The organism is Actinoplanes sp. NPDC021490 (assembly GCF_055562135.1).
In genome coordinates this window covers 37,867-52,323 of the sequence record NZ_JBVHFW010000020.1, presented here as the reverse complement: position 1 = coordinate 52,323, position 14,457 = coordinate 37,867, and the positions used below count along the sequence as shown (strand labels likewise).

At 71.4% G+C, this 14,457-nt stretch carries 14 protein-coding genes; 5 read left to right on the top strand and 9 right to left on the bottom strand.

The window, feature by feature from the left end; all coding sequences use genetic code 11:
• Positions 1–59 precede the first annotated feature (59 nt).
• On the top strand, positions 60–584 hold the full coding sequence (locus tag ACZ3I4_RS38860; RefSeq protein WP_465387118.1) for a histidine phosphatase family protein: 525 nt from the start codon (positions 60–62) through the stop codon (positions 582–584).
• Here ACZ3I4_RS38860 and ACZ3I4_RS38855 read toward each other — a convergent pair.
• A complete protein-coding gene (locus ACZ3I4_RS38855) occupies positions 581–1,855 on the bottom strand; it encodes a serine hydrolase domain-containing protein (RefSeq protein WP_465387117.1) in 1,275 nt (424 codons plus the stop codon). The genes ACZ3I4_RS38860 and ACZ3I4_RS38855 overlap by 4 nt on opposite strands.
• A gap of 58 nt (positions 1,856–1,913) precedes the next feature.
• On the opposite strand from ACZ3I4_RS38855, the gene ACZ3I4_RS38850 reads away from it, so the two are divergent.
• Together ACZ3I4_RS38850 and ACZ3I4_RS38845 are read left to right on the top strand one after the other, a co-directional pair.
• On the top strand, positions 1,914–2,768 hold the full coding sequence (locus tag ACZ3I4_RS38850; protein ID WP_465387116.1) for a patatin-like phospholipase family protein: 855 nt from the start codon (positions 1,914–1,916) through the stop codon (positions 2,766–2,768).
• Positions 2,768–3,835, top strand: coding sequence for a 1-acyl-sn-glycerol-3-phosphate acyltransferase (locus tag ACZ3I4_RS38845; RefSeq protein ID WP_465387115.1), 1,068 nt, complete (start codon positions 2,768–2,770; stop codon positions 3,833–3,835). Before ACZ3I4_RS38850 ends, ACZ3I4_RS38845 begins: the two co-directional genes overlap by 1 nt.
• Here the strand turns inward: ACZ3I4_RS38845 and ACZ3I4_RS38840 are convergent.
• A complete protein-coding gene (locus tag ACZ3I4_RS38840) occupies positions 3,832–4,644 on the bottom strand; it encodes a hypothetical protein (protein ID WP_465387114.1) in 813 nt (270 codons plus the stop codon). The genes ACZ3I4_RS38845 and ACZ3I4_RS38840 overlap by 4 nt on opposite strands.
• 188 nt (positions 4,645–4,832) lie before the next feature.
• Here ACZ3I4_RS38840 and ACZ3I4_RS38835 point away from each other — a divergent pair, with 188 nt between their 5' ends.
• Positions 4,833–5,984 (top strand): FHA domain-containing protein, encoded by a 1,152-nt coding sequence (locus ACZ3I4_RS38835; RefSeq protein WP_465387113.1) that lies wholly within the window; start codon positions 4,833–4,835, stop codon positions 5,982–5,984.
• Between the two features lie 15 nt (positions 5,985–5,999).
• Here ACZ3I4_RS38835 and rocD read toward each other — a convergent pair whose 3' ends face one another.
• From rocD to ACZ3I4_RS38815, 4 genes are all read right to left on the bottom strand, one after another.
• Positions 6,000–7,214: an ornithine--oxo-acid transaminase gene (gene rocD, locus ACZ3I4_RS38830; protein ID WP_465387290.1), complete on the bottom strand. Its 1,215-nt coding sequence runs from the start codon at positions 7,212–7,214 to the stop codon at positions 6,000–6,002.
• Between the two features lie 11 nt (positions 7,215–7,225).
• A complete protein-coding gene (gene ddaH / locus ACZ3I4_RS38825; protein ID WP_465387112.1) occupies positions 7,226–8,032 on the bottom strand; it encodes a dimethylargininase in 807 nt (268 codons plus the stop codon).
• A gap of 277 nt (positions 8,033–8,309) precedes the next feature.
• On the bottom strand, positions 8,310–8,942 hold the full coding sequence (locus ACZ3I4_RS38820; RefSeq protein WP_465387111.1) for a hypothetical protein: 633 nt from the start codon (positions 8,940–8,942) through the stop codon (positions 8,310–8,312).
• Positions 8,943–9,061: 119 nt separating this feature from the next.
• Complete coding sequence (locus ACZ3I4_RS38815) at positions 9,062–9,670, bottom strand: ATP-dependent Clp protease proteolytic subunit (RefSeq protein ID WP_465387110.1); 609 nt, start codon at positions 9,668–9,670, stop codon at positions 9,062–9,064.
• A 182-nt stretch (positions 9,671–9,852) separates the two neighbouring features.
• Between ACZ3I4_RS38815 and ACZ3I4_RS38810 the strand changes: the two genes are divergently transcribed.
• Positions 9,853–10,422, top strand: coding sequence for a hypothetical protein (locus tag ACZ3I4_RS38810; protein WP_465387109.1), 570 nt, complete (start codon positions 9,853–9,855; stop codon positions 10,420–10,422).
• 19 nt (positions 10,423–10,441) lie between these two features.
• On the opposite strand, the gene ACZ3I4_RS38805 is transcribed toward ACZ3I4_RS38810, so the two are convergent.
• Genes ACZ3I4_RS38805 through ACZ3I4_RS38795 form a run of 3 tightly spaced genes read right to left on the bottom strand, consistent with a single transcriptional unit; the run spans position 10,442 to position 14,386 of the window.
• Complete coding sequence (locus ACZ3I4_RS38805) at positions 10,442–10,939, bottom strand: hypothetical protein (RefSeq protein ID WP_465387108.1); 498 nt, start codon at positions 10,937–10,939, stop codon at positions 10,442–10,444.
• Between the two features lie 18 nt (positions 10,940–10,957).
• The gene (locus ACZ3I4_RS38800) at positions 10,958–11,173 is read right to left on the bottom strand and encodes a hypothetical protein (RefSeq protein ID WP_465387107.1); all 216 of its coding nucleotides are present in this window, start codon (positions 11,171–11,173) and stop codon (positions 10,958–10,960) included.
• Positions 11,174–11,206: 33 nt separating this feature from the next.
• Entirely contained in the window at positions 11,207–14,386 is a 3,180-nt protein-coding gene (locus tag ACZ3I4_RS38795) for a cyclic nucleotide-binding protein (protein WP_465387106.1), read from the bottom strand.
• Positions 14,387–14,457: the final 71 nt, after the last annotated feature.

Sequence of the window (14,457 nt, the reverse complement as noted above, 5' to 3'; positions counted from 1 at the left end):
CCCACCCGGGCGACCTGCGTAAGTGGTTGCGCCCAAACCAACTGCACCTATCCTCGGGCGTGATTGTTTTTGAGACGCACTCGTGGAGCGAGGACAACGACCGCGGCGTCGCGACCGGCTGGCTGCCCGGCCGGTTGTCGGAACGTGGCCGGCAACTGGCGGCCGAGCTGGGCGAACGGCGACGGGACGACGGCATCACCGCGGTGTTCACCTCCGACCTGCGCCGCGCCGAAGAGACCGCGGAAATCGCCTTCGCCGGCCACGCCGTCCCGATCCTGCGGGACTGGCGGTTGCGGGAGTGCGACTACGGCTCGGGCAACGGGATGCCGGCCGCAAAGCTGCACGAACACCGCGAGCGCTACCTGGATGAGCCCTACCCCGGCGGCGAGAGCTGGCGCCAGGCGGTCACGCGGGTCGGCCGGTTCCTGAACGACGTGCCCCTGCGGTGGGACGGGCAACGCATTCTGGTCATCGGCCACGTCGCCACGCGGTGGGCACTGGATCATCTGATCGACGGGGTGCCGCTGGAAGATCTCATGGCCGCGGACTTCGGGTGGCGTACGGGCTGGGAATATCGGTTCTAAGCGGCGAGCACGTTGTGTACGGCTACGCGGTGGGTGTCCGGGTTGGACCAGGACCAGTTCGGGTGGGCGCGGTTCGTCAGCAGCACGATCACCTGTTTGCGGGCCGGGACGACCAGCAGGGACGTGCCGGTGAAGCCGGTGTGACCGAAAGCGGTCGCCGAAGCCAGCCGGCCCATGAACCAGCTCTGGTTGAGCTCGACGCCGAGGCCGTGGTCGGCGGTGCGGCGGGGGCGTTCCGGGTCGACGGCCGGCTTGCCCTTGTTGACGTTGGTCAGCATGCGCTGCACGGTGGCGGCGGCCAGGATGCGCTGGCCGCCGTAGACGCCGCCGGCCAGCAGCATCTGGCCGATCACGGCGACCTCGCGGGCGGTCGAGAAGAGGCCCGCGTGCCCGGCCACGCCGCCCAGGTGGTTGGCCACGTCGTCGTGCACCGTGCCGCGCAGCAGGCCCCGGGACGTCCGGGCGTCGGTCGCCACCAGGCGGGACTTGTCCTTGACCCACTTCAGCGGCAGGAAACCGGTGTCCTTGAGGCCGAGCGGCGTCGTGATGCGGTCGGCCAGCGCCCGGTCGAGCGTCTTGCCGGTCAGCTTCTCGACGAGCCGGCCCAGCACCATGAGGCCGACGCTCGAATAGCGGAACGTCGTGCCGGGCACCCCGCCCTTGACCAGAGGCGTTGTCATCACGGACTGCCAGCGCTGTGCGTTCGTACGGAAGCCGGTGACCTTGGCCCCGACCGGCAGAGCGCTCGTGTGCGCCAGCAGCATCGCCACGGTGATCTTGTCTTTGCCGGCGCCCGTGAACTCCGGCAGATATCGGCGGACCGGCGCGTCCAGGTCGACCTTGCCCTGGTCGACGAGCTGGAGCACCAGGATCGCGGTGTAGACCTTGGTGATCGAGGCCAGGTCGAAGATCGAGTCGGTCCGCATGGCGACCCGCTGCGCGGCGGGCAGCTCGACCGGGCCCGCCTTGTAGCGCAGGGCGTGGCCCACGTTCACCGACATGACGGTCCGGTTGTCCTGCATGACGTGCGCGACCGCACCGGCGTACCCGGGATGCTTGGGGTTGTCGCTGGTCGGTTTGAGGTATTTGGTGAGCACCGCCCGCACCTGGGCCGTCGAGGCGACCGCCGCGGACCGGCGGGCCGGCTCAACCGTCTGCGAGCCGCCCCGGCCCCCGGTCGGCTCGGTCCACGAGGCGGTGCCCGTCCGGCCGCAGCCCGCGAGCAGGGCGCCACCGGCGGCGAGCACTACGGCACGGCGTGAAAGAGGCACGGCGACGATGATGACACGCGCTGGACTTTTTGGCTGCCCAGCGTGGAACGATGAAGCCATGGTCAACAGCCCGGTGGCGTTCGTGCTCGGCGGCGGCGGTGTGCTCGGCGCCGTCGAGGTGGGCATGCTGCGTGCCCTGTTCCGAGCCGGCTTCCGGCCGGACGTCGTGGTCGGCACCTCGATCGGGGCGGTCAACGGCGCCCTGGTCGCGACCGACCCCAGCGAATCGGTGACCGACCGGCTGGTGCGGCTCTGGACGTCACCCGAGGCGGCCACCGTCTACGGCGACTCGATCGGCCGTCAGCTGCGCCGCTTCGCCGCCCGTACGCATCTGCACTCGCCGCTCCCGCTGCGCCGGCTGCTCGAGGCCGAACTGGGCGAGCAGACCACGTTCGCCGACCTCAAGGTGCCGTTCCACTGCTGCGCGGCCAGCATCGAACGGGCCGCCGAGCACTGGTTCGACAGCGGTCCCCTGGTCGACGCCGTGCTGGCCTCGTCGGCCGTGCCCGGGCTGCTGCCGCCGATGGAGATCGCGGGCGAGCACTATGTGGACGGTGGCATCGTCAACTCGATCCCGATCGGCGAGGCGGTCCGGCTCGGCGCCGAGCTGATCTTCGTGCTGCAGGTGGGCCGCATCGAACGCACGCTCAGCGTTCCGCGCCGGCCCTGGGAGGTGGCCCAGGTGGCCTTCGAGATCGCGCGGCGGCACCGGTTCGCCCGGGAGCTTGCGTCACTGCCCGACCATGTACGGGTGCACGTACTCCCCGCCGGCAGCGGCGAGAGCCGGGACGACAGTCCCTGGGCCTACCGTGACATGGCCGCCGTCGGACGCCGGATCAGCCGGGCCTACACCGCGTCCCGCCGCTACCTGGCCGCCAACGTGCCGCCGCAACCCGGGCCGGACGTGCTGTGATGCCGCTTCCCCCGATCTGGGTACGCCGCCTGGTCATCGCCCCCGCCGTCGTGGTGCTGGCGGTCCTGCTGGTGACCACGCTTCCGATCTGGCTCCTGCTCGCGCTGCTGACCTCGCCGCTGGTGCCCGGGCACCTGCGCGTTCCCCGGCTCGTGCTGCTGGTCGTCCTCTATCTGATCTGGGACGCGGCCGCGCTGGTCGTGCTGGCCGTTCTCTGGGTGGCCTCCGGGTTCGGTCTGAAGATCCGCAGCCCCGGCTTCCAGCGCGCGCACTACGTGGTGACCGGCCGCTTCCTGGCCATCCTGTTCTGGGTCGCGAAGTGGGCACTGCACCTGACCATCGACGTGGTCGGCACCGACCCCGACACCGCGCTCCCCGGCCGCCCCGAGGTCGTGGTCAGCCGGCACGCCGGGCCGGGTGACTCGTTCGTCCTGATCCACGCGCTGACCAACTGGTTCCAGCGCGAGCCGCGGATCGTGCTGAAGGCGACGCTGCAGTGGGACCCGGCCGTCGATGTGCTGCTCAACCGTCTGCCCAACCGGTTCATCACACCCGGGCGTACGGGCACCGCGACGCTGGAGCAGCAGATCGGCGAGACGGCGACCGGGCTCGACGACAACGACGCGTTCGTGATCTTCCCGGAGGGTGGCAACTTCACGCCGCGCCGCCGCACCAGCGCGATCGCCCGGCTGCGGGCCCGGGGACTGGCCGACGCGGCCGAGCGGGCGGAAACCCTGCGGCACGTGCTGCCACCCAAGCCGGGCGGCCTGTTCTCGGCCATCGACGCCGCCCCCGACGCCGGGGTCATCTTCGTGGCGCACACCGGCCTCGACCGGATGCTCACGATCGCCGACATCTGGCAGGAGCTGCCGATGGACAAGCGGCTCGTGATGAAGTTCTGGAGTGTGCCACCCGAAGAAGTGCCGACCGGCGAAGAGGAACGGGTGGCCTGGCTCTACGACTGGTGGGAGCGGATCGACGCCTGGATCGAAGAGAACCGTCCGGCGTTCCGCCCGCTGAGCACGGACTGGACCGCGCGCAAATCCGCTCCCACGGCCGAGGTCTAGCGGCCCAGCGAGTTGTAGAGGCTGTCCGGCGCCTCGGTGATCTCGGAGGCGGCCGGCTTGGCCACCGTCACCGGAACGCCGTAGTCGCTGTAGAGCACCTCGAGCGGCTGCGCGGCCTGCCCGTTGACCGCCGGGATCTGCACGGTCAGCTCGGCCAGCCGGCCCTGGTCGTCCAGACCCGCGGTGAACGGCACCTTCTGGGCCTGCGCGCCGGTCTCGTCCACAGTCACCTGCGAGACACCGGCCAGCCCGATCGCCTTGGTCAGGTCGAGCGTCCCGGCGTAGCTGTTACCCCCGGTGGCGTGCACGTCGGTCGACGAGCTGAGCAGGTTCGAGGTGTTCACCGGGTCCAGTTGGCCGGGCCGCAGGCCGACGTTGGCGCCCTCGGGCAGCCGCGCCACGTCGACGTGGGTCCACGTGCCCGCCTTGGTGACGCCGGGAACCTGCAGGTAGAGATCCTGACCGGCCAGCAGCGTCTTGACGTTGAGCTCGGCGTTCGTGCCGCTCGCCGAGAGGTCGGCCGTGCCGACACCCTGCGCCGGGTCGACCTGGCCGACCAGCTTGAAGCCGGGGCCCGAAGTCGCCGTGACCTTGAAGCTCGTCGTGCCGAGCTGCGAGGTCGCCTTGGTCAGGGCCTCGACCGCGGCCGGATCGGCGGCGCTGCCCGAGGCCGTGGCGGTCGCGCTCGCGCCCGGGGCGGGAGCGCTCGCACCGGGCGTCGTGCTGCCCCCGTCGGCGCAGCCGGCGAGCGTCAATGCCGCCGTCGCCATCGTCGCGAGACCCAGCCCGGCCAGCCGTGGTGTCCGCATGTCCGTCCCTTCCGCCCGGCCGGACGCCCGAATGACGCCGGCTCACCGACATCAATTCCCGACCGCTGTCAACGGCAAACGGACATCTCGGCCGCCCGGGTGCGGACAAGGGGTGCGACGCCCCGCCTCGCGCGGGGACCGGGCATGATTGCCGTGGCACAGACACCAGCGGACCCTCGGGAGGACCCGTGAGATTCGAGGTCAGCAAGGTCCTCGACGCCATCGAGGCCCGCCTCACCACCGACCCTGCCCTCGCGCGCGCGGTGGTCGACATGTCGGAGATCGTGCGTTATGTCGATCTGGATGGCGGCCGTCCCGCCAGCTCGGTGCGCCTCGGGCTGGTCATCGATGCCCTCGGCCGGCGCGTGGCCGAAGAAAACGTCCCCGTCTACGTGGTCGTGGAACGAGGCCTGCTCTCCGACACCGACCTCACCTCGAACGAGCGAATGGTCATCCGCCGCTGGGCCGACGACGGCAAGGTCGAAGTCGTGCCCCAGGTCGACGACCGCGTCTGGGAGGTCGCCGAACTGCTGGGCCTGCCGGTGCTCACCCGCACCCGGGGCAACCGCGACCGTCACCCGTGGGTCGAGGAACCGGGCCGTCTGCTGGCCGCGGTGGCCGGCGAAGGTGGCAGCCCGGTGCTGATGGCCCGGGTCGGCCGGGGCGAGCCGCCCAAGCCGGCCGAGCGCTCGCCCGTGGGCGAACGCCTGCTGGCCCGCATCTGGAGCTGCCCCGAGCCCAACTGCAACAGCTACGGCTCCGGCGGCGACCCGGACAGCCCGTTCGCCGACATGCGCACCTTCACCAGCCCGGTGTCCCAGCCGCCGCCGTCGCTGCGCTCGGGCGCCCCCACCTGCCCGCGGCACAACGCCAAGCTTCGCGACGCCGGCCCCCGGCCCGCCGTCGAGGTCCTCTCCGTCCGCATCGACGGGGTCATCCGCCGCCGCTTCGTGGTCTCGACCGACGAGCCGGTCGTGGTCGGCCGGGCCCCCGAGGGCGGGCGCGGCGTCATGCTCGGCCAGTGGCTGACCGACGACGCCCGCAAGTGGATCAGCCGCGGGCACGTGCAGTTCACGCTGCGCACCGACGGCAACCTCACCGTGCAGGACATCAGCACCAACGGCAGCGGCCTGCGCCTCGGCGGCTCCTCCAACGACGACGAGCGAATCGCCCTGCACCGGCAGGAAAGCCGCACGCTGGGTCCCGACGACGTGGTCGAGCTGTACGGCGGAGTGCACGTCGGCCGAGCCAAGATGTGGGCCACGGGAGGCGTCGTCGAACCCGAATCCGTGATGGCCGAGGCGCCTACCATGGCGCTCCGAAAGTTCGAACGCAGCTGAACGTAGCCAACTGTCCTAGGCGGGGCCGCGGTCGGTGAGGATTGCGGCCAGCTGGGTTGTGGCATGGTCGATTTCGGACTTTGTTACCACCAACGGTGGGGCCAGGCGGATTGTTGAGCCGTGGGTGTCCTTGGCCAGTACGCCTCGGTCGGCCAGCAGCTCGCAAGCTTGACGGCCGGTCAAGAGTGCTGGGTCGATGTCTACGCCGGCCCAGAGGCCCCGGCCTCGGACGGCGACCACGCCGTGGCCGATCAGCGCGTTGAGCCGGGCGTGCAGATAGTCGCCCAGCTCGGCCGAGCGCCGATGGAAGTCGCCGGTGGCCAGCAGGCGCACGACCTCGCGACCGACCGCGCAGGCCAGCGGGTTGCCGCCGAACGTTGAGCCGTGCTCGCCCGGCTTGAGGACGCCCAGCACGTCACGGTTGGCGGCCACGGCCGAGACCGGCACGATGCCGCCGCCCAGCGCCTTGCCCAGCACGTACATGTCGGGGACGACACCCTCGTGCTCGATCGCGAAAGTGCGGCCGGTGCGGCCCAGACCCGACTGGATCTCGTCGGCCACCATCAGCACGTTGTGCTCGTCGCAGAGCGCGCGCACGGCGGCGAAGTAGCCGGCCGGCGGCACGAGCACGCCCGCCTCACCTTGAATGGGCTCCATCAGCACGGCGACCGTGTTCGGGGTGATCGCCTCGCGCAGGGCGGCCTCGTCCCCGTACGGGACCACGACGAACCCGGGCGTGTACGGCCCGAAATCGGCCTTGGCGTCGGGGTCGGTCGAGAAGCTGACGATCGTCGTCGTCCGGCCGTGGAAGTTGTCGGCGGCCACGATGATCTCGGCCCGGCCGTCCGGCACGCCCTTGACCAGGTAGCCCCATTTGCGGGCCACCTTGATCGCCGTCTCCACGGCCTCGGCGCCGGTGTTCATCGGCAGCACCAGGTCCTTGCCGCAGAGCTCGGCCAGCGACCGGCAGAAGTCGGCGAACTGGTCGTGCACGAACGCGCGGCTGGTCAGCGTGATCCGGTCGAGCTGGGCGTGCGCCGCCGCGATCAGCCCGGGGTGGCGGTGCCCGAAGTTGAGCGCCGAATATCCGGCCAGGAAGTCGAGGTAGCGGCGGCCGTCGACGTCGGTCACCCAGGCGCCCTCGCCCTCGGCGATCACGACGGGCAGCGGGTGGTAGTTGTGCGCGGTATAACGCTCGGCCTCGGCCAGCCCGGCCGGGGTCCGCAGCATCTCGACACTCGTCACGATCGCACCTCCAACGTGCAGCACTTGGGTCCGCCCCCGGCCTTGCGCAGCTCGGAGACGTCGACCCCGACGGTCTGATAGCCGGCGGCCCGCAGTTCCGCCGCGAGATGGGTGGCCTGCTCGGGCAGCACAACCGTACGGCCGTCGCTGACCGCGTTGAGGCCGAGAACCGCCGCGTCCTCCGCGTTGGCGATCACCGCGTGCGGGAAGAGCTGCTCGAGCACGGCCTGCGACCCGGGTGAGAACGCCGCCGGCAGGTACGCGATGTTGGTGTCGTCGAGCACGCAGAGCGCCGTGTCCAGGTGGTAGAGGGACGGGTCGACGAGCTGCAGCGTGATCACCGGGCGGCGCAGCGCCTCCTGGGTCTCGGCGTGCGAGGCGTGCGCGGTGCGGAACCCGGTGCCGGCCAGCAGCACGTCGCCGGCGAGCAGGATGTCGCCCTCGCCCTCGTTGGTGTGCTTGGGCTCGATCACCTCGAAGCCGCGCTCGCGGAACCAGGCGGCGTACGCGGGAGCCTCGTCGGCCCGTTCGGCGTCGCGGAACTGGACCGCCAGCACGCGGCCGTCGACCACCGTCGCGCCGTTCGCCGAGAACACCATGTCGGGCAGCCCGGGCAGCGGCTCGATCAGCTCGACCGTGTGTCCCAGGTCGAGGTACGTCTGCCGCAGGTTCTCCCACTGGCTGACGGCGAGCGCGTTGTCGTAGGGGGCCGTGGGATCCATCCATGGGTTGATGCGATAGGTCACCGCGAAATGGGTGGGCCGGCACATGAGATAGCGGCGCGGCGAAGCCGTGGTGGTCATGGCAGAAACGCTAGGCCGGGGAGACGGTCGGATGCGTTAGTTCAACCATGCACGCTGCATTCGATCGTTGCGTGATCGGCGGTGGTGGCGAAGATTCGTTGCGCACATGCGTCGGGGGTGGCCTGAACCAGGCCACCCCCGAGCGAAGGTGTTGCCGGCGAACCGCCGGGCTGTTCCGGGGCGGGACTGCTGAGCGCCAGTCCCGGTTCCGATCTTCGCGTCCGGCGCATCGCCGTTCGCAACTATCTGATGCCCGACTGTTGCCGGGCGTAAACCTTTAGAAGCGATCGACGAACTGTGCGTCGATCCACTCGCGGAGGCTGTTGACCGGCTGCATGTCGGTGCCGAGCCAGTTGAGCGAGCCGGTCAGCGCCAGCACGCCGAGCACGATCGCGCCGAGGGAGAGCACCATGCCGAGCAGGGCGTCGGTCTTGCCGGCGATGTGACGCTTGCCGGTGGCGTGGATGCCGCTCAGCGACAGGATCAGGGCCAGGGCGGCGACGCCGATGCCGTATCCGAGCAGCGGCCCGGACAGCACGAGCATCACCGAGGCCACCGCGAGGATCAGGCCGAGGGTGGCGAGCAGGCTGGCGCGGGGCTTGGGGCCGGCGGTGACGGCGGCATCCCGGTCGGCGGCGACGGCGGCCTTGCGCTCGACGGGGGCAGCCCCCGAGGGACGCGACGTCGTGGCGGGCGGCGCCGGCGGTTCGGTGTGCCGCGAGGTCGGAGGCGGTGCCGGAGGCAGGTCGCGCAGGGTGTCCTCCTCGTCGCGCCGGGGGCGTACGGGAGCCGGTCGGACTTCGGTCGTGTTGTCGTCGTGCGGCCGCGTCACCGTGCTCGTCGCGGCCGGGCGCTCAGCGGTCTCCGTGGTATCGCTCGAAGACTGGCGGGAGAACGTCGGGATCCTCACGTCAGCACCTCCTTGACAGATTCGGGGGATGAACGCCTCTTACCCGAAACCGTCGCGTACGACACAACGGGCACGCGGCGTTGGCCGCGTGCCCGTCATAGAAGCGGTGAAACCTCAGGTCAGACCAGTGCGGAGTTGTTACCCACCTGAGCCGCCTTGGTGATCACGTGATCGACCATGCCGTAGTCCATAGCCTGCTGGGCCGTGAACCAGCGGTCCCGGTCGGAGTCGCGCCCGATCTCCTCGGCCGTGTGACCGGTGTGGAAGGCGATCCGCTCGTTCATCACGTTCTTGATGTGGAGCATGCTCTCGGCCTGGATGGCGATGTCGGCCGCGGTGCCGCCGATGCCGCCGGAGAGCTGGTGCATCATGATCCGCGCGTGCGGAAGCGCATACCGCTTGCCGGGGGCGCCGGCGCAGAGCAGGAACTGGCCCATCGAGGCCGCCATGCCCATCGCGATCGTGGCCACGTCGTTCTTGATGTACTGCATCGTGTCGTACACCGCCATGCCGGCGCTGATCGAGCCGCCGGGCGAGTTGATGTAGAGCGCGATGTCCTTCTCGCTGTCGGCCGAGGCCAGCAGCAGCATCTGGGCGCAGATGCGGTTGGTCACCTCGTCGTTGACCTCACTGCCGAGGAAAATGATCCGCTCCCGCAGGAGCCGCTCGAACACCTGGTCATCGAAGGATGCGCCACCGCCCCGCATCGTCAACTCGTCAACACTCATGACAACACCCTCTCGCATCCGCCGGTAAAGCCGGAACCCGACCGGCCGTTCGACGCCACCAAGCTTTCCTCAGGCGGCCCGCACATCCCACCGATTCCCCTCTGGGCGAATCAGCTCACGGCATAACCCGTCGGGTGGCCGACACGCCGTATCCGCCGGCCCCGGAGTCACCCCTGACAAGCATGACAATCACTCCGGCCGTACGGCGTAGCCTCGTCGCCGCCGTCACCTCGACCAACCTATTGCTGCCGCTGGCCGCCTGCACGGCCACGGCCGGCGTGACCGCCCGTCCCGCCCCCGCCTCGGCCCCGGCCTTTCCCCCGGCCCCGGCGACACCCAAGACCCCGCCACCCCGGCCGAAACCCGCGGCAAAACCACCGGCCAGGCCCGCGTCGGAGTTGGGCGCGACCGAGTACGCCTACATCACCTCGTACCAGGGCAACGGCGTCACTTTCGACCTGGTCGAGTTCTTCGAGTGGCCCCACGCCCGCAAGGCGTGCCTCGAGGACGGCATCGACAGCAGCGAGGGCGTGTGGTGCGCCGAGTACTACATCCGCAACAAGAACCCCCGCCTGCGCCGGCTGGGTGCGGACATCGGCGGCCGCTACACCGTCATCGACGACAAGGCGGGCGACTGGGTGCCGGTCAGCCTGGCCAAATTCCTGAAGAAGACGAAGAGCGGACACCGCCTGGTCAAGCTCGACATCGACGCCGGCCGCATCCTGAACGCCGACGAGATGTGGCAGAGCTGACGCCGATCGCGAACTCGGGCTAACTGCCCGGGTGCAGCCAGGCCGCGCGGTCCAGGAAGCCGTCGCCGTCGTCGTCGAACATGCGCTTCTCGAAGACGCCGTCGCGGTCCTTGTCGTAGTCGGCGTAGTCGACCCGGTTGTCCAGGTCGACGTCGGCGCCGACGAAGTCGATGCGGTCGTCGCCGTTCACGTCGACCAGGATGTCGACGCCGCCGTCGGCGCGGCCGCGATATGTCGCCTCGTCGAGCGTGCCGTCACCGTCGGCGTCCACCTCGTTGGCGTAGTCCTTCGGCGGCGGCGGGGACAGTTCGCCGGCCAGATCACCGGCCGCCTCGGCCAGGCTCGCGCCCACGGTCACGTCGGGCAGGCCGTCGAGGTCGATGCCGTCGGGACGGTCGCCGAAGCCGGTGCGCACGTCGCCGGCGAGGTTCTCCGTCGTGCGCCCGGCGACCAGGCCGGTCACCGTGCCGAACTCCGACCAGGCGCCCAGGTCTTCGTAGCCGTCGTTGCGAGCCATGTCCCGACCGTACGTCCCTCAGTCCAGTTCGGGCATGGCCACCGCGTGCGGGCGCGGCCGGCAGGTGCCGCACTGCACCGCGTCATCCACCACCAGCGCCTCCGCCCGCCGCCTGGACTCGGACCGGCTCACCTGCAGCAGGTAGGGGCCGAAACGGGCATGCTCGGCACAGACTCCGCGGCCGCAGAAACGGCAGCTCGCCCGGGCCGACTCGGCGCAGAACCAGCAGAGCATCGAACCTCCTGACGGTGAGGGCGCCCCCACACGTCAGTTGGGTGCGGTCGACGTCCCCTCGGGCGCCGGCTCGTCCGTCTCCGGCGGGGTGGTGGGGGGCGTCGTCGGGGGCGCGGTGGTGACCGGTGGCGGCGGCGGGGTGACCGGGCGCGTCGTCGTCGGAGCCGTGGTCGGGCGCGTCGTCGGTCGGGTCGTCGGTCGGGTCGTCGTCGGATCGTCGGTGGGGTCGTTGCCGGGCTGGCCCGGATCGTTGTCGTCGTCGCCCGGATCAGCGGTCGGTGACGGTGTGACTACAGTATCGGTAGGCGAGGGCGTCGCGCTCGGGGCGATCGACGGATTGATCGATTCCGAATCGGACGGTAAAAGGTCCTCGCTCGGCACCGGCTCGGGGCTGCTCGACGGCGGCGCCTCGACCGGCGCACCGTCCGCGCATCCCAGCGACTTGCCGGTGATCTCGCTCGTCTTGCCGTCGACCGCGACCGTGCCCTTCGAGACGACGACCGCCCCCGGCTCGATCTGATACCAGGCCGCGCCAGTGTTGGTCACCGTGCCCTGGCTGCGGTCCACGGTCAGGGCGAGCGGCTTGTACGCCCCGCTGGTGCTGCCCGTGCCGGCGAGCACCCGCCCGTTCTGCAGCGAGATGGTGGCCCGGGGGGCCTGGTCACGGCCGTTGCCGGTGCTGAGGTTGCCGATGCCGACCCGGGTGTTCGCGCAGAGCAGGGTCGTCGCTCCGCCGGCGAACGTGAGCGTGGCCGAGGACCGCGACGGCACCTCGATCACCTCGCCCTGGTCGAGGTAGCGCCGCGCGCCCTCCTCCAGGTTTTCCGGAGCACCGTCGAAAGTGGCCGTCACCCGGCCCGCCCCGATCGAGAGCAGCACCCGGTCGGCGGGCATCTCGGCCCAGGCCGGGCCGGGCCGGAACGACAGACCGGTCAGGAACAGGGCCGTGGTCAGCAGCACGACGACCAGCCAGGTGAGCACGCGCTCGAACCGGCGGTCGGCCTCGGGGCTGTCGTGGCCGTCGGGCGGCCCGGGCGGAATGGTCAGCGGCGGGTAGGCCGAGCCGGCCGGGGAACCGGGACGCGGCGATCCCTTGGCGGTGACCACGGGCATCGGCGAGCCCGGCCGGTGGGTGGCGCCGACCAGCGGCGGCAGATCGGAGGCGTCGGGCAGGACCCACAGCCGTACGGGGGTGATGGTCTGGGCGACCATGCCGGGGCTGCCGTCACCGACCGGGCCGACCAGCGTGCCGCGGCGCAGCTCGACGCCGTCGGGCAGCGCGATCACGCCGGACTCGACGACGACCGCGTGGGTCGGGCCGGGCAGGATCACCGGCGCGCCCGGGTCGAGGTCGACCGGGTGGGCCGAGGCGATCAGGGCGAGCCGCTGGTCGGTGGCGAGACCGGCGAGCGCGGGGGTGTCGGCGAACAGCGACTCGGCCTCGGCCCGGTCCTGCGGCGGCGGGCCGGGCAGGGGGCCGACCACGGTGGCCACGGTGGCGGTCGGGATCGAGAGCAGCGTCGTGCCGGCGGTGTGCCAGTCGAGCTCGGTGGACCGGCCGGTGATCGCGTTGACCAGGCCGACGACCGCGCCGGGGCCGACGTGGTGGCGGATCGTGCCGGGCGGGTCGCCGGGCCGGCGGGCCTCGAGCGCGCCCTCGACGACCACGTAGACGGCCTGTTGCGCGCCGCCTGCCTCGATGAGCCGGCGGCCGGTCGGCGGGTGCACCCACCGGGCCCGCGAGGCCAGGCCCTGCAGCGCGGGCTCGGGCAGGCCGCCCAGGTCGGAGGCGCGCAGCGCGGCCAGGCGGCGGGGGCTGTCGGCTTCGCGGTCGTTCTCGGCGCGGCGCAGCCGGGACAGGCTCCACCACCGGGTGAACCGGCCGACGAGGAAATACACGATCGGGGCGGCCAGGCCGAGCACGATGGCGATCAGCAGGACGGCCCCGGTGACGCCCTCGTGCCACAGGCCGGTGGCCAGGCCGGAGAGCCGGTCCTCCCAGAGGCGGACGGCCACGTTGGCCGCGGCGGCCAGCCAGCAGACGGCCAGGAAGCCGTACAGGGCGATGAGGCGGCCCTCGCGGTCGAGCGCGCCCCAGCGCGGCGGACGGCCCCGCAGCCGGCCACCGACCCAGGTCAGCGCGCGGTTGCGCAGCTGGGGGATCTCGAGCCAGTTCATCAGCAGGTACTGCCCGTCGAGCGGCAGCAGCGGGCTGAGGTGGACGAACGCGCTCAGATAGCAGAGGAAGGCGAGCTTGAAGGCCAGGTCGGCCACCGAGGGCAGGGCCAGCCCGCCCAGTTGGGCCAAGCCGCCGAGCAGCAGCGCGCTCAGCGGCCCGGCCGCCGAGACCAGCATGCGGGCGCGACGACCGGCCATCCAGACGTCGCTGGTGTCGACGAACAGCGACGGCAACCCGAACCAGACCAGCAGCCCGGCCGCGGGCACCTCACGACCGGTGTGTTTGGCCGCCATCGCCCGGGCGTACTCGCGGACGGCCACCACGACCAGGTTGAGCAGGAGCAGCGTGAGCGCGCCGAGCAGATAGGAGTCGCCGGTCAGGAACAGCGAGCGGCTGCCGCGCGTCCAGGTGGCGACGAACAAGCCGAGACCCAGAACCGTGAGCACGGCGGTGACGATGCCGACGACCTTGTTGAAGAACAGCCGGCCGCCCGCGCGGTAGAGCGCCGTGACCAGGCCGTCCACGTTGACCAGCAGCATGCGGCGGCCGCGGGCGGCGGCCAGCAGCGAGTTGCCGACCCGCTCGCCCACCGGCTTGCGCCGCAGCTCCTGCAGCGGGCGGAACGCGTCCATCGGCAGTTCGTCGAGCATCCGGTTGCCGGCCAGGTCGGCCACGACGCGGCGCACCTGGTCGGGGGCGAGCCGGCCGGCGATGCGGGCGAACTCGGCGACCAGCCGGGCCACCGTGTGCTCGCCGTCCATCAGCAGGGCGAGCTCCCACTCCTCGGGGGTCAGCCGCAGATAGCTGGCGCGCTCGCCGTCGTCGGGCGAGCGCAGCATGATGTAGTCGCTGCCGCGCGCGCTGGTGAGCTGGACATATTCGACTCCGGCGCGGAGCACGGGGCGGGCGCTGGTGGGATTGAGGCGGTCGACGACCGCGCCCCACAGCCCAGGATCGGCCGGGCCGGAGGGCTCACCGGGGGCGTGACCCGCCAGCGCTTCCCACACGTTCCCGTGGGTCTCGACGTAGGTCAACCTGCTGCCTCTCGCTGCCGGAATGCCTCCGATGCCGAAGGGAGATTAGGCGGTCCGGCTGGGCGATGGCG